The organism is Nostoc sp. CALU 546 (assembly GCF_048836525.1).
The window spans coordinates 14,740-35,067 of the sequence record NZ_JAWJTF010000103.1; the positions used below are offsets into that span (position 1 = coordinate 14,740).

19 protein-coding genes are annotated in these 20,328 nt (G+C 43.3%); 6 read left to right on the forward strand and 13 right to left on the reverse strand.

The genetic code is table 11. The features are described 5' to 3' along the window. Positions 1-116: 116 nt before the first annotated feature. From RRG12_RS34010 to cobQ, 3 genes are all read right to left on the reverse strand, one after another. Positions 117-563 carry a DUF4332 domain-containing protein gene (locus RRG12_RS34010; protein WP_181928012.1) on the reverse strand — a complete coding sequence of 149 codons (447 nt, stop codon included), beginning with the start codon at positions 561-563 and terminating at the stop codon, positions 117-119. 282 nt (positions 564-845) lie between these two features. Next, on the reverse strand, positions 846-1,082 hold the full coding sequence (locus RRG12_RS34015; protein ID WP_420759671.1) for a 2Fe-2S iron-sulfur cluster-binding protein: 237 nt from the start codon (positions 1,080-1,082) through the stop codon (positions 846-848). Positions 1,083-1,198: 116 nt separating this feature from the next. Then, entirely contained in the window at positions 1,199-2,683 is a 1,485-nt protein-coding gene (cobQ, locus tag RRG12_RS34020; protein WP_069073077.1) for a cobyric acid synthase CobQ, read from the reverse strand. A 175-nt stretch (positions 2,684-2,858) separates the two neighbouring features. Between cobQ and RRG12_RS34025 the strand changes: the two genes are divergently transcribed. After that, positions 2,859-3,098, forward strand: a complete 240-nt coding sequence (locus RRG12_RS34025) for a hypothetical protein (RefSeq protein WP_420762255.1) — start codon at positions 2,859-2,861, stop codon at positions 3,096-3,098. A 205-nt stretch (positions 3,099-3,303) separates the two neighbouring features. Here the strand turns inward: RRG12_RS34025 and RRG12_RS34030 are convergent, their stop codons facing one another. Beyond that, complete coding sequence (locus tag RRG12_RS34030) at positions 3,304-3,708, reverse strand: Npun_F0494 family protein (RefSeq protein ID WP_069072670.1); 405 nt, start codon at positions 3,706-3,708, stop codon at positions 3,304-3,306. A 192-nt stretch (positions 3,709-3,900) separates the two neighbouring features. On the opposite strand from RRG12_RS34030, the gene RRG12_RS34035 reads away from it, so the two are divergent. Next, positions 3,901-4,338 carry a peroxiredoxin gene (locus tag RRG12_RS34035; protein WP_420759670.1) on the forward strand — a complete coding sequence of 146 codons (438 nt, stop codon included), beginning with the start codon at positions 3,901-3,903 and terminating at the stop codon, positions 4,336-4,338. A gap of 192 nt (positions 4,339-4,530) precedes the next feature. Here the strand turns inward: RRG12_RS34035 and RRG12_RS34040 are convergent, their stop codons facing one another. The 5 genes from RRG12_RS34040 to RRG12_RS34060 all read right to left on the reverse strand — a co-directional run bounded on the left by RRG12_RS34040 (position 4,531) and on the right by RRG12_RS34060 (position 9,172). After that, positions 4,531-4,929: a hypothetical protein gene (locus RRG12_RS34040; protein WP_420759669.1), complete on the reverse strand. Its 399-nt coding sequence runs from the start codon at positions 4,927-4,929 to the stop codon at positions 4,531-4,533. Between the two features lie 36 nt (positions 4,930-4,965). Beyond that, the gene (locus RRG12_RS34045) at positions 4,966-5,853 is read right to left on the reverse strand and encodes an ABC transporter permease (RefSeq protein WP_420759668.1); all 888 of its coding nucleotides are present in this window, start codon (positions 5,851-5,853) and stop codon (positions 4,966-4,968) included. A gap of 126 nt (positions 5,854-5,979) precedes the next feature. Continuing rightward, the gene (locus RRG12_RS34050) at positions 5,980-6,999 is read right to left on the reverse strand and encodes an ABC transporter ATP-binding protein (protein WP_069072674.1); all 1,020 of its coding nucleotides are present in this window, start codon (positions 6,997-6,999) and stop codon (positions 5,980-5,982) included. Between the two features lie 135 nt (positions 7,000-7,134). Then, entirely contained in the window at positions 7,135-8,136 is a 1,002-nt protein-coding gene (locus tag RRG12_RS34055; RefSeq protein ID WP_420759667.1) for a choice-of-anchor A family protein, read from the reverse strand. A 538-nt stretch (positions 8,137-8,674) separates the two neighbouring features. Further along, on the reverse strand, positions 8,675-9,172 hold the full coding sequence (locus tag RRG12_RS34060) for a pentapeptide repeat-containing protein (protein ID WP_420759666.1): 498 nt from the start codon (positions 9,170-9,172) through the stop codon (positions 8,675-8,677). Positions 9,173-9,449: 277 nt separating this feature from the next. Here RRG12_RS34060 and gcvT point away from each other — a divergent pair, with 277 nt between their 5' ends. From gcvT to gcvP, 3 genes are all read left to right on the forward strand, one after another. Next, positions 9,450-10,586 (forward strand): glycine cleavage system aminomethyltransferase GcvT, encoded by a 1,137-nt coding sequence (gene gcvT / locus RRG12_RS34065; RefSeq protein ID WP_069072687.1) that lies wholly within the window; start codon positions 9,450-9,452, stop codon positions 10,584-10,586. A gap of 125 nt (positions 10,587-10,711) precedes the next feature. Beyond that, positions 10,712-11,101, forward strand: a complete 390-nt coding sequence (gcvH, locus tag RRG12_RS34070; protein ID WP_069072677.1) for a glycine cleavage system protein GcvH — start codon at positions 10,712-10,714, stop codon at positions 11,099-11,101. Positions 11,102-11,272: 171 nt separating this feature from the next. Further along, entirely contained in the window at positions 11,273-14,233 is a 2,961-nt protein-coding gene (gene gcvP / locus RRG12_RS34075; protein ID WP_420759665.1) for an aminomethyl-transferring glycine dehydrogenase, read from the forward strand. Positions 14,234-14,562: 329 nt separating this feature from the next. On the opposite strand, the gene RRG12_RS34080 is transcribed toward gcvP, so the two are convergent. The 3 genes from RRG12_RS34080 to RRG12_RS34090 form a co-directional block, all read right to left on the reverse strand. Further along, positions 14,563-16,152, reverse strand: a complete 1,590-nt coding sequence (locus tag RRG12_RS34080; protein WP_420759664.1) for an alkaline phosphatase D family protein — start codon at positions 16,150-16,152, stop codon at positions 14,563-14,565. 234 nt (positions 16,153-16,386) lie between these two features. After that, entirely contained in the window at positions 16,387-16,929 is a 543-nt protein-coding gene (locus RRG12_RS34085) for a PEP-CTERM sorting domain-containing protein (protein ID WP_069072680.1), read from the reverse strand. A gap of 351 nt (positions 16,930-17,280) precedes the next feature. Further along, a complete protein-coding gene (locus tag RRG12_RS34090; protein WP_420759663.1) occupies positions 17,281-18,153 on the reverse strand; it encodes an SDR family oxidoreductase in 873 nt (290 codons plus the stop codon). Between the two features lie 210 nt (positions 18,154-18,363). On the opposite strand from RRG12_RS34090, the gene RRG12_RS34095 reads away from it, so the two are divergent. Further along, entirely contained in the window at positions 18,364-18,975 is a 612-nt protein-coding gene (locus tag RRG12_RS34095) for a COP23 domain-containing protein (RefSeq protein WP_420759662.1), read from the forward strand. Positions 18,976-19,006: 31 nt separating this feature from the next. Here RRG12_RS34095 and RRG12_RS34100 read toward each other — a convergent pair. Further along, the coding region (locus RRG12_RS34100) for a tetratricopeptide repeat protein (RefSeq protein ID WP_420762256.1) at positions 19,007-20,328 on the reverse strand (1,322 nt) is incomplete at its 5' end.

A 20,328-nucleotide genomic window follows, 5' to 3' on the forward strand; every position in this document is an offset into this window, starting at 1 on the left:
AGGGGGAAAGGGTTTGTTTCTTTATCCTTTTCCCTTTAACCTTGCCCCTTTGTCCTCTCATCTCCCTCATCACCCCAGTCCCTAATCCCCAGTCCCCAGTCCCCAGTCCCCAGTCCCTAATCCCCAATCCCTAATGTTTTCGCTTGCTGACTCCACTGTTGTACTAGCTCAATTGCTGGACACAAATCTCGTCGCTGCATTGTTGCTACTTGCAAGCGCATAATTTGTTGGTGCAATCTGTGAGTGGGAGTTTGAGCTAACTGCACTACAGAACCAATACCCGCATGGAGCAATAAACCACAATATTGTGTACCTACACTAGGAATACGCGCCAAGTCAGCTAAAGCCATCCATTTATTTATATGCTGAAGATGAATCTGTAGTTTATTTGCTAACGCTAATCTTTCTTCTAGAGTTTTCCCTTGTTTGAATAGTACGACTGTGCTACTAATCCCACAATTTTGCAGTTGACATTGTTCCTCGTGGCTCAACCCAGGTAGTTGCTCAATTGGCCAGTCACGAGATTGCATAGTACTTCTACTATCTTTGTGTTTAGCAGACATTTTTCTAAAATATAGGCTTCTTGAAATATTGTGACGCGATCGCGCAAACTACGTTCAAAGTCTTTTACCTTTGATGCTACTCAATGCTGAGTCTGAGGATGAGGGAGATATCAATTCAAAATTCAAAATGATGCTCTCTACGAGACGCTGCTCGTAGCTTGTTTCTTGGTAAGAGTAAGCGGACTCGCTAACACTGCGCTAAAAAATTCAAAATTAAAGAACTTCTGCCTTCTGCCTCCTGCCTTCTGCCTTCTGCCTCCTACTGTATTTGTTGGAAGTCCCTTACCAAGTTGGATCGCTAAACAAATTAATTGTTAATTCCTTCCGTGGTGGTACTGCGGTGATACAAGCACGGATGATCTCTCCATCCTCTAACTCCACAGTGCAAGCGTGACAAGACCCCATGAGACAACCGGTGGGAATAAATACCCCAGCCCTCTCTGCTACATCTAAGAGGGCTTCTCCCACCTCGGCATCTACTGTGACATCATCTGGTAAAAAGCGGACACGAACAATCATCAGTGTTACGCATTTAATTTAGTCTTGTCATTCGTCCTTTGTCAGTCGTCCTTTGCAAATGACAAATGACTAATGACGGTCTTAACGAAAAAATCTGCATTTCAATGTATTTTAGCTTAAGACAAAAACAGACTTAAGTCTAAATGGCTTTCAACTTCAGTGGCTAGGGAATCCAAAATCTGCTCTCGCTGTTCTCGATAGTTAGCAACACCAGTGGGCAAAGATTTTAAACCCCGCTGTTGACGGAGGCGATTTAGCCAAGCTCGTCGCCAAGGGCCGTTATCAAACAGCCCGTGAAGATAACTTCCCCACACCGATTGACAACTATCCACTAATCCTAAATTAATATCGTCAAATAGGGCATGGTAGGATTGGGGGTCGATGCCTTGTTGTTCGATGCGCGATCGCCCTTGGTGGATTTCAAAGCCATTGACTGGCAAGCCCTGTTGCGGATAATTTGAGCTAACTTGGCGTTGGCGAGCAATTTTTTGTCCTGTAATTACAGTTCTGATTGGTAAAAGATTTAACCCTTGAAATCTGCCAGCTTGTCCTTCTATTCCTTCTGGATCGGCGATGATTTGACCAAGCATTTGATAGCCACCGCAGATACCTAAAACCGTCCCACCAGAAGCAGCATAGTTTTGGATAGCTTCTGCCATACCGCTTTTTTGCAGTAGTAGTAAATCAGCAATCGTAGTCTTTGTGCCTGGAATAATCACGGCATCAGGATGTCCTAAATCTTGCTTAGGACTTAAGTATTTTACTGAAACTGTACTTTCTGATTCCAGTGGGTCAAAGTCGGTGAAGTTGGCAATTCTTGGTAAGCGGATAACGGCAATGTTGAGATCCGTTTGGGCTTTATTCGACGATGATTGACGTTCTAGCAGGTCAAGAGAATCTTCTGCTGGAAACATTTCTTGCAAGTAAGGTATAACACCGATAACCGGGATACCTGTCCGTTCTTCTAACCATTTTATCCCCGGATCTAGGAGCGATCGCTGTCCTCGGAACTTATTAATTACTACACCCTTAATTAGGGCGCGTTCATCTGGTTCCAATAACTCTAGAGTGCCTACCACGTGGGCAAAAGCACCACCCCGATCAATATCAACTACTAATATTGTTGGCGCATTCAAATATTTTGCCACCCGCATATTAGTTAAGTCGCGGTGCTTGAGGTTAATCTCCGCTGGACTACCAGCACCTTCACAAACCAGCAAATCAAATTCTGTTCCTAAATGCTGTAGCGATTCTTCAATTGTCCGCCACCCCAATTCAAAATATTGCTCGTAGTAATCTGAGGCACTCACTTTACCTACAGACCTACCTTTAATAATTACTTGGGAGGTCATATCTCCTTGGGGTTTGAGTAAAATTGGGTTCATTTCTACCCAAGGCACTACTCCCGCCGCCCAAGCTTGTACTGCTTGGGCATAGCCAATTTCTCCACCACTGGCAGTGACATAAGCATTTAAAGCCATATTTTGACCTTTAAAAGGAGCCACTCGCCAACCACGCCGCGACAGAATACGACAAATAGCTGTGGTTAAAAGTGATTTCCCTGCATGGGATGTTGTCCCCACTACCATAATTGATTTCATAGTTTGCTATTTAGTTAGTTTTTCTAGATAAGGGTGAATTTTAGGAGTGAATAGTCACCAGACAATCCATCCATCATTTAAAAAGCAGGAGCAGGGAGAATGGAGCAAAGGGAAAATTCCTCTCCTCTATACCCTTCACCCTGCCTCTCTGCCTCTTTTCCATGCCCAATGCCCCATGCCTAATTCCCAATGCCCCATTCACAAATTTAAGTCAAATGATTATGGTAAAGACTTCATGAATAGATGTGATGTTTCCGTATATATTGTTCCCTTTGATTCCCTAATCCTAACTCTTTGGTTTTTTATTCTCAGGACTTACGCAAACAATAGCCGAAACACTGATTTTCATGTAGGGGCAATTCATGAACATTGGTGTCAACTTCAGCTAGAAATAGCTTCGCTGCGGGCTTCATAACCCGCCAGAGAATGAATTCTCTGGCTCATAGCTAAAGTCTACTGAAGTAGACTGAATATTTTTGGGGATATCTAGTCATCTTCAGATGACTTTCGCTATGATTCTTGGAACTTCAGTTCCTTGCGGGACATAGTTTTTGCGTTAAGTTGACACCAATGATTCATGAATTGCCCCTACAGCGTATAGTTTTGCGTAAGTCCTAATTCTAAAAAGGTATCCGTAACCAACGAATCACAATATCGGATAAACGATCGCGCCATGAAGCAGTCCGCCAATTTTTTCCCTGGTACTGTTCCACCAACTGGCGTCCTAGGGGAGTGAGGCGAAAACTATCTGTAATCCCCTGACCATCGACTTCTCGACGCAATACACCCACTTGAATCAGCCAGCCTAGGGCGTTATCACATGCTAATTCTGATAAAGGGCGCTTAGTATAGCCCTGCTTTAGTCCATTTTCTAAGGCGATCGCAGCTAATGACACACTCTGGTGTCCCATGACTTCAAATAAAGATACGTTAAAGGGTGAACACACTAGCGATCGCTCGGCTCTTTCTACTGTGCTTTGAGGATAGACAAAAATATTTGGGTTTTGGGAATCAACAGCAGGCATTGTGTATGGGTAGAAATTTTTCTTCTCAAAAAGATTAATTTTAGAATTGATTTTTTTGTAGCAGATATTTTATTTAACCAAAATTAGTTACCTAAAGTATAGTTCTGCTATTTTTTGATAATTATATTTAATCATTATAAATTAATGTAAAATTTCAAGTGCATCAACAATCTGAAACAGGAAAGGTTAATTATGCCTCTAGCAGTTGGTACGGATGCACCTGCATTTACCGCCAAAGATACAAACGGCAACACAGTCTCTTTATCTGATTTTGCCGGAAAGACAGTCGTTTTGTATTTTTACCCCAAGGATGACACGCCAGGCTGCACCAAACAAGCCTGTAGTTTTCGGGATGCCCAGTCTCAATATCAAGGAAAAGATATTGTAATCTTGGGAGTCAGTGCAGATGATGAAGTCTCCCATCAGGCATTTACCCAAAAATATAATTTGAATTTTCCCCTACTGGCCGATAGCGACAAATCCCTCATCAAAGCTTTCGATGTGGATGGCGGCGGTTATGCCAAGCGCGTTACTTACGTAATTGACCCTAGCGGTAAAATTACCCATGTTGACACCAGTGTAAATACCACCACCCATGCTAGCGATGTTTTAGCTGTACTAGGGTTGTAGTTTTTTACCTGATAACTAAGGATTTTTTAACTAGTCTTAACCCCAAGCCTTAGTAGTGTGTCAAGTTTAAATTGAGAAACAAGTTCGTAGTAAGGACTTTAGTCCTTATTTTCTAAGCACTGAAGTGCTTACTACAAACCCTCAAAACTAGCTTAGGCATTGTACTAAAGGCTTGGGGTTCTTTGTTTGATTTCAGTTACCTGATGATGGTGTAGCCGATGGCGGTGTAACTGATGGTAGTGTAACCGTTGGCAAACTGGGGGTTGCTTGCTGTTGCTGACCTTGAATTAGTTTTTGTTGCCTTGCTTTAAATGCTGCTGCTGCTGAGTCTAATTTTTCGTTCTGTTGGTCAGAATTCCAGTTGAGAGTCCCAAAATTCGCCCGATGAATCAGATCAAACATATTGAAATTATCTGAGTTCGTGCGGGAGAAAGGGTCGGTATTTTGGTCTGTTGTACTATTACTGGGAAAAGCATCGGCTGGGCTGCTGATTTGAGCCGAACTGGGTTGAGCCATGAGCAAGGAAGCAAAGCTGATTCCTGCCACGCTGGCTACAAAGAGTCTAGTAATTTGTAAAAATGGTTTTTTCATGGGATTTTGACGCTAAAATTGCTCTATTTTATCTCTTTAAGCAAGAGTCCGCCGCAGTTGGGGTTGAATACTCAGCAAGGCGACAAGGGCAAAGCCAAACAACACCAGCAACGCTCCCCCAAAGGTAACATCACCCCAAGGAGCCTGCATTACTACACTACCTAGTCCCCAATCACTGTGGAGATAGAGATAGCGAATTGGTTCGATCGCATAACTGAGAGGATTCAAGGTAGCGATAACCTGCAACCACTGAGGCATGAAGGATAGAGGTGCCAAAGCAGTACTAGCAAACAATAATGGCAGGTTCGTAACGAAAATCACTGCAATCAATTCAATGTGTCCGGGTAGAGCGAAAGCTAAACCGAGGGAGATGGCTGTTACACCCAAAGCTAAGAGTAAGACAATTAGAGCGATCGCACTTAAACCTACTGCATCTGGTAGTCCAGCCCCCAAGAATGCCGCTGCTGCTACAATCACTGCTGCTTGCAGCAAACTTTGGCTGATGATGAAGATGGCTGAAGCAAACACAATAGAAAACCGTGATGCTAAGGGTGCTACCAGCAAACGATTCAAAAAGCCAAACTCACGGTCAAACATTACCGGCAAACCAGCATTTAGCGCCCCAGCAAAGGCTGTAAACACAATTATGCCAGCAGCCAAAAATTGACCGTAATTTGTTGTATTACCAAATATACCTTTGGGAGCATTTTGGAACAAAGCGCCAAATAGTATCAACCACATTACTGGCTGAATAATTCCAGCAATCAAAGATGAGGGACGGCGTTGCAACTGAATAAACAAGCGACGAGTTAAAGCCAGCGTCTCTTGTACCAATTCACCGAAAAAGTTAGGTGCAGTATTAGCATCTGCTTGCGGCGATGCTAGCGGCTGCCAATTGATATCAGATTTAGGAGTAACACTCATGGCAATTTTGGATTTTGGATTTTGGATTTTCGATTGGGGATTGGGATTAGGGTAAAGGTGACAGGTGACAGGGAATAATCTGTACCCTCTAACCTGTCACCTATTCCCTTCTTCACTCCCCATTCCCTATCTCATATTTTGCTTTTTTTCAGCTTTGGGATCGCGAGTGGCAACGGCTGCGAGTTCTGCATCCATCAGGGTGCGTCCTGTGGCAGCGAGGTAAACATCATCGAGGCTGGGGCGAGATTGGGCGATGCCAAAGATGGGCAAGCCAGCAGTATTCAGCGCTTGCTGTATGTTAATCAGAACATCGTTTTGAGGTGTCACCACCAAGTTAAGGGAATTCCCTTGAGCGCTGTTGATGATTACTTCTTGGACAAAGGGCAAAGATTGCAAGAGATTTTTGGCAATTTCTGCTTCCTCAATGGGAGAAAACTCGCGGATTCGTAAGGTGATGCGATCGCCACCTACTTGATCTTTTAATTGTGAAGGTGTCCCACTTGCAATTACAACGCCGCGATCTATAATTGCCACGCGATCGGCTAAAGCGTCAATTTCTTCTAAATAATGGCTGGTAATTACTACCGTCGTTCCAGAGGCACGTAATTTTCTCAGGAAATCCCACACCACAAAACGAGTCTCTATGTCAAGCCCCACAGTTGGCTCATCCAACACCAAAACATCCGGTGCATGGAGCAATCCAGCAGCCAAGTCTAGGCGCTTGCGTAAACCGCCGGAATAGGTTCCTGTCTTTTTATTGGCGTATTCTTGCAAACCGAGTAAATCTAAGACTGTCTCAATGCGCTGTTTGGCTATTGCGCCTGGGAGGTGATAAAGTGCCGCTTGCAATTGCAGCAGTTCTTTTCCAGTCAACACCTTATCTATAGCGACTTCCTGAGCTACATAGCCTAATCGTTGTCTTGCGACTCTCGGATTATCTAAAACAGAGATGCCAGATACTTCGATTTTGCCAGCATCCGGTGTGGTCAGTGTACACAAGGCACGCAAGGTAGTAGTTTTCCCAGCACCGTTGGGGCCAAGTAAACCAAAAATTTCTCCTGGTTCAACCTGAAAGGAAACATCCTGGACGGCAACCACTGTACCGTAGCGTTTTTGCAGATTTTGAATTAAAACGGCGGGAGCCATGACAGCCTATCCCCAACTATACAAATCTCAATAAAGTCTATCCTTATTGTAGAAGGTAGGGAGCAAGGAAATAGCGCATGAGCGAAAATCTGTAAATAAGTTCGCGTCATGCGCTATGCTGCCAAAAATTTTTAATTATTTTAGGCAAGTTGTTTGATTACGTTTGTAGCGAAATAAACCAAATGCTACAGCAATTAATCCTAATCCTGGAAGATTTGCTGGTTCTGGAACCGGAGTCGGAGTAGCAGTCGGAGTCGGAGCCGGAGTCGGAGGCTGAGTGTAGTACTTAGTTGGGACATCTGGCAGATCACCATTAAACAGATAGTTGTGAGACTCACCATTTCCTGTCAAGGAAGCTACTACCACATTGCCGTTAACTTGACCGTTATTGAAATTGAAATTAGCCAAAGGAGCAAGAATACTACCTTCGATGCCAATCCCACTAGCAGTTAGGTTTGTTGCTTCATAGAAGTTGTAGATCACCTTTTGTTTATTTGTGCCAATGATATTGAAACCAAAGTTTTGCAAGGACACATCCTTACCGCTGATATTGACAACGATAGTCGAATTTGCATCCCCCTTAATTTCAAAATAGTTGGTCTTGGAGACAGATGAGCCTGCAAGATTAAAAACATTGAAAGCAGTACCACTTCCACTCAGGTTAATAGCACCCCAAGGTTGAACTGTTGTGTTACCAGTAGGAGTCAAGGTTGCTAAATATTCAGATAGCGATCGCAATTCTTTCCCTGCTGCATCAAAGTCGATAGGATTACCCTGGCTGAGGGTTCCCTGTGGAAATCCCACATTGCCGGACACATTAGCGCTACCTCCGTAGACAGCATTACCGTGGTAGACTTGACCGTTGCTTAAAGATAAGTTTTGCCCAGCTACTACGACGTTACCGCTATTGCCAGAAAGTCTGCTTCCAAGTCCGCCAACGAAATTCACGTTACCGCCAGCAGCAAGTTTTCCTTCAATATCTGTATATTGTTGAGAGATATCTCCCAAAACAAACACATTGTAATCAGAGGCAGCGCCTAACTCAACTGCATTCGCTCTTGCTGAGAAACCCAGCGCCAGAGTAACTACAATTGGAGCGGCTACTAGTCCCCAAACATAATAGGTTTTGGATGTCATCTTTTGTTTTAGGAATCATCAACATGATCCTATGGGTACAAATCAAAGATGGCATTAGTCTGCTAGCTCTTTTCATTGAAGTTTCATACCTAGCAGAATTACTGTATATTTTTACCTAAAATTTCCATTCAACCGCAGATTTACTGTTGACTATAACGCTTAAAAAACTAGTAGCTATGGCGATCGCATTTGAGGTGTTTACTACTGCCAGTAGTTAGCTAATTTAGGCACAATTCTATGTTAATCGACACTTTATTTGATGTCAGCAATGCTATAAGGATCATCTTTGATTGTTGAAAAAAACCGTACAACTCAAAAACCCTTCTTGCCTTCTTGCCTATTGCCTTCTTGCCTATTGCCTATTGCCTATTGCCTATTGCCTATTGCCTATTGCCTATTGCCTAAGAATGGTATGACTCAAATTTGTGAGGCAATTACTCAGACAGTTTCACATTACCTGGCAAGTTATTTTTTAAATTTTGGATTTTGAATCTCCAATCCAAAATCCAAAATCCAAAATCTAAAATTCGCTGAGAGTCTACTTACATCCTAAAGAGTTGCGAGTCTCCACACCAGTTTTAGAATTCACACCACTTGCCTTAACACAAAGTTTTTTCACTTGTATCCCATCTAAAATTGCATTCGTAAAATCAGCACCCGTGACATTTACATCATCAAAAGTGGAACGCAGCATCATTGCATCGGTCAACACAGCATCACTTAAATCAGCATTTTTAAACCTTGTGAGATAGGCTATGCCTTCACTAAAATCAACACCATGCAGATTTACTCCCTCCAAGACGCTACCGTTAAACACACCGCCACGTAAGTCAGCATTGCTAAAATTAGCATTCTCTAATTTGAGATTAGTAAACTCAGTGCCAATTAAACTTTGACCAGAGTAATCTTTGCCCTTAAGTTCATCATTACCCACAGAACGGGTAATACTGGAAGAACTTGCAGCTTGTGCCGATAGGGGAAACCAAAAAAGAACCATAGCTAAGACAAAGCTCGCTAACAGTCGCCAATATTTCATAATGTCTTCTTAATAAATCTCAACACTTGCACCATTAACTATTAAACCTCACAGAAGGCGACAAAGGGAGTGAAGAAGGGAATAGGGTGCAGGTTACAGGGGTACAGATTATTACCTATCACCTGTGACCTGTCACCTCTTCCCTAATCCTATGCCCCATGCCCCATGCCCTAATTTGATACACAAGGCTGTAAAACCATAAAGCATCTCTTAGGATGATAGATGTTGAGGTGCGATGCCTAACGGCAAGTTGCTCCGCATCTACGCAAAATTACCTGTGGCTAATCAAGAAGACAACGCCCAATCTCTGGCGCGAACCCCTTTATATCAAGTGGGTGTAGAACTCAAAGCTCGCTTTACTAGCTTTGGCGGCTGGGAAATGCCCGTCCAATTTAGTGGCATTAGCCGCGAACACGAGGCTGTAAGAAATACAGCCGGAATGTTCGATATTTCCCACATGGGCAAATTTACCCTCCAAGGTAAAAACCTCATTTCCCAACTCCAACCATTAGTGCCTTCCGACTTGAGTCGTTTGCAACCCGGTCAAGCACAATACACCGTGTTGTTAAATCCCCAAGCCGGAATTATTGACGACATCATTGTTTATTATCAAGGTGAAAACGCTGCTGGTATACAGAGAGCATTCATCATAGTCAATGCGGCAACCTCCAATAAAGATAAAGCATGGCTATTGCAACACCTTGACCTGGATAAGGTTCAATTCCAAGACCTTTCACCAGAAAAAGCCTTAATTGCCGTGCAAGGGCCAAAAGCAATTAAATATCTCCAGCCCTTAGTGCAAGAAGACCTAAGACCAATCAAAGCCTTCGGACATCTAGAAGCAACCCTACTAGGGAAACCCGCCTTCCTGGCCCGCACAGGTTACACCGGAGAAGATGGCTTTGAGGTAATGGTAGATCCGGCTGTAGGAGTAGAATTGTGGCAAACCCTCAATAAAGCTGGTGTTATTCCCTGTGGACTTGGTGCGAGAGACACTCTGCGGCTAGAAGCGGCGATGGCACTTTACGGACAAGATATCGATGACATCACCACACCCTTAGAAGCAGGTTTGGGCTGGCTAGTTCACTTAGATACCAAAGGCGATTTTATTGGTCGGGAAGTTTTAGCACAGCAAAAAGCCAGTGGAGTGCAGCGCCGATTGGTAGGTTTGCAAACCCAAGGACGCAACATTGCTCGTCACGGCTATCAAGTGTTATCCGCAGGTAAAATCGTGGGAGAAGTTACCAGTGGAACTCTATCGCCCACACTTGGTTATCCCGTTGCCTTAGCCTACGTTCCCACACAGTTAGCAACTGTTGGTCAGCAGCTAGAAGTTGAAATTCGTGGCAAAGCTTATCCAGCAGTTGTGGTTAAACGTCCCTTTTATCGGTCAAAAAATCGTGTCACCAACTAACAAGCGCCAAGGTTTTTGAGGAATAATGTGTTGTGAGTTACTCAATCTACAGTAAGGTTCATTACCAGATATGGCTTGGATGACTGTTAGGGCAATAATTTTTTTGATAAGGGAGAGGAAGTGATATGTCTTTTGAATATCCTCAAGATTTCAGATACCTGGATTCTCATGAATACGTGCGAATAGATGGTGAAATTGCCACTATAGGCATTACTGAGTTTGCCGTACATGAGTTGGGTGATATCGTCTTTTTGGAACTGCCAGAAATTGGCGATGCTCTTACTAGAGGAGAAAACTTTGGCACAATTGAATCAGTAAAAGCCGTTGAAGAACTGAATTCACCAGTAACCGGCACAGTTATAGAACGCAATGAAGCCTTGATTAATTCTCCCGAAGAAGTATCAGAAGACCCCTACGGTGAAGGATGGTTTTTGAAAGTGCGCGTCAATGACCCTGGTGAAGTTGAGGATGCGTTGACAGCAGATGAGTATCGCGCTCAAGTAGAAGGCGAGTAGGGAGTGGGGAATGGGGAATGGGGAATAAGGAAAAGGTAAAATTTTCTCCCTAATCTCCCCCATCTCCCCCCCGAAGAGAAGTCATGAAATTTAGATGAACTGAAAAGTTACACCTACTTCTCATGAGTATTTATTGCAAAATATGAAATAGTACCATCTGGAGAGTAATTTGTGGTATTGAACGCCCCTATTCTCAAGTCTAATGAGCAGCAAGTGCTGGACGAAAAAAGTCAAAAGTTAAGTAGTTTTGTGCCAAGACACATTGGCCCGAACTCCGATGACATCCAGCAAATGCTTAAGGTTCTGGGGTTTCCCAGCCTGGATGCTCTAATCGACCAAACAGTTCCGCAGGCAATTCGGCTGAAGCAACCGCTAAAGTTACCAGCAGCAGAAAGTGAGTATGCAGCACTGGCATCTTTAAAAAAAGTTGCTGCCAAAAATCAGGTTTTCCGTTCATACATTGGTATGGGCTATTACGACAGTATTACCCCACCTGTGATTGGGCGTAACATCCTAGAAAACCCTGGTTGGTATACTGCCTACACTCCTTATCAACCAGAAATTGCCCAAGGGCGATTAGAAGCGTTGCTGAATTTCCAAACCCTGATTATTGATTTAACAGGTTTGGAAATTGCCAATGCTTCATTACTGGATGAAGCCACAGCCGCCGCTGAAGCGATGAGCCTAAGCTATGGTGTCTCCAAAAATCAGGCAAATGCCTATTTTGTCTCTCGTGACTGCCATCCCCAAACCATTGATGTGTTGCAAACACGTGCTAAACCATTGGGGATTAAGATTATTGTTGGCGATCATCAAACATTTGATTTTGATCAACCAATTTTTGGAGCTGTTCTGCAATACCCTGCTAGTGATGGCACCATTTACGACTACCGCGCTTTTATCGAAAAAGCCCATGCTAAGGGTGCATTGGTGACGGTAGCAGCAGACCCTCTAAGTTTAACTTTACTGACCCCTCCTGGGGAATTTGGCGCTGATATTGCTGTCGGAAGTACTCAGCGGTTTGGTATTCCTTTGGGGTTTGGGGGGCCTCATGCGGCATACTTTGCTACGAAGGAAGAGTATAAACGGCTGGTTCCAGGGCGAATTGTAGGTGTATCAAAAGATGCCCAAGGTAAACCTGCATTACGTCTAGCCTTGCAAACCCGCGAACAGCACATCCGCCGCGAAAAAGCTACTAGTAATATTTGTACTGCACAAGTGCTACTGGCGGTGATGGCGAGTATGTACGCCGTCTATCATGGCCCTACTGGACTTAAGCAAATTGCCGAAAATATCCACTCTTTGACAGTGTTGCTGGCGGAAGGTCTGAAGCGTTTGGGTTACAGCATCGCTTCCAAAGATTTCTTTGATACGCTGCGAGTAGAACTGGGAAGACACAATTTAAAAGATATTTTGACAGCTAGCGAACAGCTTCAAATTAACCTACGGGTTTTTGATGCAACTACTGTTGGTATATCGCTGGATGAAACAACTACACCAAAAGACTTAATCGACCTCTGGAAGATTTTCGCTGGTACAAATGATTTACCCTTTACTTTAGAAGAATTAACTTCTTCCTCATCCTCCCATCTTCCTCTCTCCCGTACAAGTACATATCTCACTCACTCAGTATTTAACCGCTATCACTCAGAAACCGAGTTATTGCGCTATCTGCACAAGCTGGAAAGCAAGGACTTGTCGCTAACGACATCGATGATTCCCTTGGGTTCTTGCACAATGAAGTTGAATGCAACTGCTGAGATGATTCCGGTAAGTTGGGAAGAATTTGGCAAGATTCATCCATTTGCCCCGGCGTCGCAAACGCAAGGTTATCAAATCCTATTCCAGCAGCTTGAGACATGGTTGGCTGAAATTACTGGTTTTGCTGGTATTTCTCTACAACCAAATGCTGGTTCTCAGGGCGAATACGCAGGACTTTTAGTAATTCGTCAGTATCACGAAAATCGGGGTGAAGCACACCGCAATGTTTGTTTGATTCCCACTTCTGCACATGGGACAAACCCAGCAAGTGCAGTGATGTGCGGAATGAAGGTGGTGGCTGTTGCCTGTGACTCACAAGGTAATATTGATGTTGCTGATCTGAAGGCTAAGGCAGAAAAACACAGCAATGAATTAGCCGCCTTAATGGTGACATATCCATCAACTCACGGTGTTTTTGAGGAACCAATTCAGGAAATCTGCGCTGTTGTCCACAGTCATGGTGGACAAGTTTACATGGATGGGGCAAATATGAACGCCCAAGTGGGAATTTGCCGTCCTGGAGATATTGGTGCAGATGTCTGCCATTTAAATTTGCACAAAACCTTCTGTATTCCTCATGGTGGCGGTGGCCCTGGTATGGGGCCCATTGGTGTTGCATCTCATTTAGTACCTTTTCTCCCAGGACATCCTGTGGTAGGGATTGGGGACTGGGGACTGGGGACTAGGAAAGAGGAAATACCCAATACCCAATACCCAATCCCCAGTACGCAGCATATTGGTGCTGTTGCGGCTGCGCCTTGGGGTAGTGCGAGTATCCTGGTGATTTCTTGGATGTACATTGCAATGATGGGTGCAGATGGTTTAACCCATGCAACTAAGGTGGCAATTCTCAACGCTAACTACATGGCTAAAAAACTGGAATCGTACTATCCGGTTTTATATCAGGGGAAAAATGGTCTAGTTGCCCATGAGTGTATTTTAGATTTGCGATCGCTAAAAAAATCCGCTGCGATCGAAATCGATGATGTCGCCAAGCGTCTCATGGATTATGGTTTCCATGCGCCGACTGTCTCCTGGCCTGTAGGAGGTACAATCATGGTGGAACCTACAGAAAGTGAATCTAAGGAAGAGTTGGATCGTTTCTGTGATGCGTTGATTTCTATTCGCCAAGAAATTGCCGAAATAGAAATTGGCAAGGTGGATACCCAAGATAATGTTTTGAAGAACGCACCCCACACTGCTGAAAGTCTCATCACCGGAGAATGGAATCATCCTTATTCTCGCGAACAAGCTGCCTATCCTGCGCCTTGGACTCGTGAGTATAAATTCTGGCCTGCTGTCGGCCGCATTGATGCAGCCTTTGGCGACAGGAATTTTGTTTGTTCTTGTCTGCCAATGGATGCTTACTAAACTGAAGTTAGGAGTTAGGAATTAAAACTCTTAACTCCTCTTTAATGAAAATGAAAAAACAGATAGAAACAGATAAACACTGATGATTTACCTGTTTCTATCTGTTTTTGTTTGGTTCTAATATAGCCGTAGCCACATAGGTTAGGACATTTTGAAAACCCCAAGGCTAGGAATAGTAATACTTTTAAGTAATCGCACAGAATTATTTACACATGAGTTTCCAGTCTGGATAAGGGTTTCATGCCTTAGTTTTGTGTAATTAATTTTGTTTAACTACTTACCTCCTGCCTCCTGCCTCCTGCCTCCTGCTATACCTGGGAATTAGACGATTAGGCTTGTTGTATTTCTGGACGACCATCTTCAACCACAAATGAAGCCCGCTTACTAATCGTGCCATTTGGGGTTGTGACGTTTGACATAACCAAATAGTCTGTCTTCCAGGTTGTGGGAGTCAGCGTACAGCGAACATATCCCCGTTGATTATTGTAGAACTTAATGTGTGGGTTATCGGGTAAGTAAGCTTGAACGTTGGGGTTGCTGTCTGCCCCATCGCCACCGGAGCTAATTGAGGTAGCGACAAATTCACTTCCAAGTGTGGGGGATTCTGGGTTATCAAAGTTAGCCTTCAGATTCATCGCCCAGTTAGAATGCACATCACCTGCTAAGGATACTGGATTAGAGGGCTGGCGCTGTCCGAGGAAAGCCATGAGGCGATCGCGCGAAGCCACATAACCATCCCATTTATCCATGCTGTAAGTTCCGCCTTCCCCTGGTGTTGTGTCTCGTTGAGCAATCGGTACTTGCTGCGCCAAAACATTCCACTTAGCTTTTGAGCTATTTAGACCATCGAATAACCAATCTTCCTGTGCCTTGCCGGTAATCGTTGCATTCGGATCTAAATTTTCTGGGCAACGTTCTTTAGTACCATCGCCACAGGGCTGATCGGTGCGGTATTGACGGGTATCTAAAACATGGAAGGTGGCTAAGTTACCAAAGGAGAGCCGACGGTAAAGTTGCATATCGGGGCCAACAGGACGCGAGAAGGGGCGGAGTGGCATGTGTTCGTAGTAAACCTGATAAGCAATAGCTCGCCGTTGGAGGAAAATTGCCCGATCCTGATCTGGTTCAGTATCAATTTCGGAAATATCGTTGGCGTAATTGTTTTCTACTTCATGGTCATCCCAGGTGACAATCCACGGAAACGCTGCATGAGCTGCTTGCAGATTGGTATCGGTTTTATAGAGGGCGTGACGGTTGCGGTAATCTTCCAAAGTCACAATTTCTGCACTGTTGTGCTGTCTGGGGCCATTGTTTGAGATTCCCCCTTCATAGATGTAATCGCCAACATGCACTACTAAATCGAGGTCTTCCTGTGCTAGATATTTGTAGGCAGTATAGAATCCCTGCTGATAGTTTTGGCAAGAGACAAGGCCAAAGTTAAATTTATTCAAATAGCTATTTGCTAAAGGCGCTGTACGAGTGCGGCCAACGGGGCTAGCGTCTTGACCGACAAGAAACCGATACCAGTACCAAGTATCAGATTGCAGTCCTTCTACCACAACTCGAACTGAATGAGCTAGTTCTGGAGTTGCAAGTACCGTACCTCTAGAGACAATCCGCCTCATACTAGAATCAGTTGCTACTTCCCAGCGAATTGGCACATTTAAAGGTGGCATTCCACCTCCGTTTAGGGGTTCAGGAGCAAGACGAGTCCAGATCACTACGCTGGTAGGATAGGGTTCACCCGATGCAACACCCAAGGTGAAAGGATAATTGGAAAATCTGCTTCTAGCGATCGCTCTTTGAGAAGAAAATTGGTTAGCGATCGCTAAACCAGATAATGCTCCTGCTCCAACAATTAAGTTGCGTCGTTTAATTCGACTGTGGAGGAACTGCTCAAAATTCCGGTAATCTACCATTCTCTACTCCTCTACTCCTGACTAACAGGTAAGTTAAAGTACAGCAACAGCTAACACAAAAAAGGCAGGGTAATCGTAGTAAAAATTCATCACTAATTCCCTGACCAAAATGAGATTTTAATTCCCAATTTTCTCTTCTGCTCTCAATGTGTTAGATGTTGTTTTCTCACATAAAAGCCTACTAAAAAGAGATTAATCCTCGGCAAAGAAATTGTTAATATCAACTTAACAAGGTTAGATTTTAACCTTTTTCATTGATACTACTTTCCTCTTCATCATCCAGCCAAGGCTACAAACAAAGAGAGTGCCAACTAAAGGTGTAGGTTCAGGAACTTGTCTATAAGAAACTGTGCCTGATATTAGTTCAGCATCAGGAGAAGTTTTAGAGAAAATTGTGAAATCCTCACCAATAATTTCATAACTGATAGGATTAGCTTTATCATCGAACTGATAATCTAATGCAAAATATGTTTGTCCTGTTAAGGATGTAGTTGGGAAGACAAGAGGAAAATCTGGGTAGTTGGCATCATCTTGTTCAGTGTAAACAGTAGAGTCGCCATCAAATTTGAAAGAGAGTGACTGAATGCTAGCTTCAGGATTATAGTCATTGCTGAAGGTTGAGTCATCAAAGCTAAAAAAGCCACTTCCCTTAGTTACTGGACTATCAACTGTGAAAGCGTAATTAAGAATTGCAGCAGATGCAGATTTTGCATCTACGGTAGCAAAACCTAAAGTCAGAGTAGTAGCAGCAACCAATAATTTTGAAACCAATTTCATCTCAGTTTTCCTCACTATAAATTTCTCTAAGCAATTGCAACTACAAGTTATAAAAATAGCTTGTTTCTAAATTGCTTATTTTCCAAACGGATTATTCATAACTAGTAGAATAGTTATGAAATCAATCAATGATTTTCTTTTTCTCAAGAAAAAGAAACAAGTCTCCAATTGTTTAGAGACACCCCATTTTATGGTTATGAGTTTAAGCGGACTTTAATCAAAGGTAAAATTGAAGAAGAATTCAGAAGTCAGAATTCAGGAGTCAGAATAAAGAGGCTAGTTCGCGTAGCGTGCCGGAGATAATCGTATCCCAAAATAGCCTATTTCCGTTTTTAGTTTTAACACTTAACCTTAACTGAATTGTATTGCCTCTAATTCTTCCCTTACAGATAAAGGCTGATACCCCAATGTAAAAGCTTTGGAACTATCCAAAGAAACATCTGCTGGTCTAGGTGCTGCCATTTTCACATCTTGTTGTCGGCAGGATTTGAGTTTGGTGGCAGAAAGTTGAAATACTTCCACTAATATCTGTCCAAAATCATAACGCGAAATCCGCTCTTTACCACCTAAGTGAATGATGCCGTTAACTTTTTCTAATGCTAAGAAAAGTCCTTTGGCGGCAGTTGTTCCACTTACTGGTGTGCGAAATTCATCTATAAATAAACTTAGTTCTTCTTCGGTTTTTAAAGTTTCAATAAATGGCTGAATAAAACTTTTCGCTGTGGGTGTTGCTGCACCAAACATCAATGGCATTCGACACACTGCGGTCATGGGATATCTTTCTAGCATATCTGCTTCTGCGATCGCTTTTTGCTCACCGTAAAGATTGACAGGACACACGGCATCTGTTTCTCCATAAGGGGCATTTAAGCCATCAAAAACTAAGTCTGTTGAGGTAAAAGCACAAGGAATAGAATTATCCGCGCATAGTCCGGCAATATTGCAGGATGCTATAACATTAATTGCGTGCGATTCTTTAGGGTTAGTTTGACAGAAATTTGGTTGCGAATGTGCAGCAGTATGAATGACTGCTTCTGGCTTAACATCATTAAAAATACGTTTCAATTCCTGGAAATTTGTTAAGTTCGCTTTTAACATTTTCATGCCAGGAATCTCTAAAGGATGGGATAAATAAGTGCCATAAATCTCCCATTCTTGTTTTGCAAGCTGGCAAAGATGCCATCCCAAAAAACCACTTGCTCCAGTGATTAACAATCTTTTCATATTTTATTTAAAACTTATATTAATTCTACGATCATCAATTTTATCTCTGATAGTTCATTAGTTTGCATTCATTATAAAGCCGTGTTCTCATAGCGATACCTACGGTGGGCTGCGCCTACGCAGTTTCTTCAAAATTCTTTCCGTAATTTATTGCGTAGCTGATGTATCTTAATAATGCCAGGACTTACGCGGATTTGAGGGCAGATCATAATGTCTAAAAACATATTTGACGGATTGAATTTCACTGTTGGCATTATTGGTGCAGTGACAGGTGTTGCTGGTTTAGCTTTGGCATACCTTGTCGCTACTGGCTGGACTCCAGAAACACCAGGCTTCGGTTCAAAAGACCGCTTTTCTTGTGCTTTACAACCTGATACACAAAATGGTGGTGACGTGTGGACAGTGATGTATCGTAACGATCAGGGGAAAAAGCCTTGGCTGAGGATGGTCAACAGCTTTGGTGATGATTGGGATACACAAAAACGCTGCGATGTAATTGCTCAACGATTGGAAGCCTTTCGCCAAGATGGTTTAATTGGTTTGAGTTATCGTCCTGACCCAAAAACACCCAGCCAATCTGTAATCTGCGTCAATACCAAGCTAGATCGCAACAATTGTAATCTGTTGGTGACTCTCAAAGTTAGTGCTGATGGCTACGACTCGCTGCGACGGATGACAGAAGCTTTGAAGAATGGTACTACTGTTGAACAAGGTTCTGGTTCTGCAAATGCCTCTAATGCTACTGCTAACTCATCTGAGGTTAATTTTGAAAACTATCTGGCGGCTGAGGATATCAAAGCTGGATCAACTACTAGTAAATAACATTAATTTATTTTTAGGCTTAAATTTACGCCTAATTTGATCGCCCAAGCTGCTCCAGCAAACTCTTGCGATTATCGATCGCTATTTGATAATCAGGTTTGATACTAATCGCTTTATCGTATGATTTGAGCGCTTCATCGTACTGTTTTAAGTACCATAGTGACACCCCACGTGCAGTCCAAGCTTCATACTTGTCAGCTTTGATGGCAACTGCTTTATCATAAGATGCGATCGCCTCGGTATACCGTTGCAACCTCTCTAGGGAAACACCTCGACCATGCCAAGCTTCATGGTAGTCAGGTTGGATGGTGATCGCTTTATCATAAGATGCAAACGCCTCGGAATAGCGCTGCAACCTCTCTAGGGAAATACCTCGACCATGCCAAGCTTCATGGTAGTCAGGTTTGATGGCGATCGCTTTATCATAAGATGCGATCGCCTCGGAATACCGTTGCAAGTTAACTAGGGAAATACCTCGGTTATACCAAACTTCTTGGTAGTTAGGTTTGATGGCGATCGCTTTGTCGTCTGATGCGATCGCCTCGGAATAGCGTTGCAAGTAATTTAAAGCACTACCTCGATAAAGCAAAGCTTCGTAGTAGTCAGGTTTGATGGCGATCGCTTTGTCATAAGATGCGATCGCTTGTTCATACTTGTCTTTGACAAAGTAATCATTGCCTTCATTCAAAAAATCTTGGGACTTTTGAGTAGCCTCCGCTTCCGTAAGAATTTTGGAGACATTTACCATATATGTATTAATCGGAATACCCCATTTGAAAGTGCCAACTGCATCACCAGGTTGTGAATTCGCAATTGTTGTAGACTGCTGTTGTGGTGGTGGTGATTCCCCTTTAAGTTCAGCTTGTCTAGTAAGTTCTAATTCGGTACGCCCATGCACTGCAATCACTTCTCCCACTACATTCATCACGGGGCCCCCACTCATCCCTCCTGCGGTTGTTGCACTGTAGGAAATTCCATAGCCATCGGTTTGGCTGTCAATTGATGATACTGTACCGACAGTAAACTGCTTTGCCAAACTATTACCAGGAAAACCAGTGATGTAGATATTGTCTCCGAGACTCACTTTGTCAGAATTACCCAAGGGAAGGGCTTTATAAAGGCAAGTTCCATTATCAGGTTTAAATATCACCACAGCTAAATCTTGCTGGGCGAAGCGTTTGATATCTGCTACTTCCCAGATTTTCTGGTCGTTGGTTTGCAGTTGTAATTTGGCGCTGGGTGGTACTACATGACGCGCCGTAAGTACGGTACAGACTTCTTTATTTTTTCCCGGCACAAGAAATCCTGTACCTTGTCCTGCTTTATCTGCGTAGTTGATTAAAACAACGCTTT

What these genes read in the sequence shown, in the direction of transcription:
- RRG12_RS34055 (WP_420759667.1), bottom strand. Translation starts at nt 8,136, where the DNA reads ATGACATCCAAAACCTATTATGTTTGGGGACTAGTAGCCGCTCCAATT.
- RRG12_RS34090 (WP_420759663.1), bottom strand. Translation starts at nt 18,153, where the DNA reads ATGAAAAGATTGTTAATCACTGGAGCAAGTGGTTTTTTGGGATGGCAT.
- RRG12_RS34025 (WP_420762255.1), top strand. Translation starts at nt 2,859, where the DNA reads ATGCCTAATTCCCAATGCCCCATTCACAAATTTAAGTCAAATGATTAT.
- RRG12_RS34030 (WP_069072670.1), bottom strand. Translation starts at nt 3,708, where the DNA reads ATGCCTGCTGTTGATTCCCAAAACCCAAATATTTTTGTCTATCCTCAA.
- RRG12_RS34095 (WP_420759662.1), top strand. Translation starts at nt 18,364, where the DNA reads ATGTCTAAAAACATATTTGACGGATTGAATTTCACTGTTGGCATTATT.
- RRG12_RS34085 (WP_069072680.1), bottom strand. Translation starts at nt 16,929, where the DNA reads ATGAAATTGGTTTCAAAATTATTGGTTGCTGCTACTACTCTGACTTTA.
- RRG12_RS34010 (WP_181928012.1), bottom strand. Translation starts at nt 563, where the DNA reads ATGTCTGCTAAACACAAAGATAGTAGAAGTACTATGCAATCTCGTGAC.
- gcvH (WP_069072677.1), top strand. Translation starts at nt 10,712, where the DNA reads ATGTCTTTTGAATATCCTCAAGATTTCAGATACCTGGATTCTCATGAA.
- RRG12_RS34040 (WP_420759669.1), bottom strand. Translation starts at nt 4,929, where the DNA reads ATGAAAAAACCATTTTTACAAATTACTAGACTCTTTGTAGCCAGCGTG.
- RRG12_RS34035 (WP_420759670.1), top strand. Translation starts at nt 3,901, where the DNA reads ATGCCTCTAGCAGTTGGTACGGATGCACCTGCATTTACCGCCAAAGAT.
- cobQ (WP_069073077.1), bottom strand. Translation starts at nt 2,683, where the DNA reads ATGAAATCAATTATGGTAGTGGGGACAACATCCCATGCAGGGAAATCA.
- RRG12_RS34060 (WP_420759666.1), bottom strand. Translation starts at nt 9,172, where the DNA reads ATGAAATATTGGCGACTGTTAGCGAGCTTTGTCTTAGCTATGGTTCTT.
- RRG12_RS34050 (WP_069072674.1), bottom strand. Translation starts at nt 6,999, where the DNA reads ATGGCTCCCGCCGTTTTAATTCAAAATCTGCAAAAACGCTACGGTACA.
- RRG12_RS34080 (WP_420759664.1), bottom strand. Translation starts at nt 16,152, where the DNA reads ATGGTAGATTACCGGAATTTTGAGCAGTTCCTCCACAGTCGAATTAAA.
- RRG12_RS34015 (WP_420759671.1), bottom strand. Translation starts at nt 1,082, where the DNA reads ATGATTGTTCGTGTCCGCTTTTTACCAGATGATGTCACAGTAGATGCC.
- RRG12_RS34045 (WP_420759668.1), bottom strand. Translation starts at nt 5,853, where the DNA reads ATGAGTGTTACTCCTAAATCTGATATCAATTGGCAGCCGCTAGCATCG.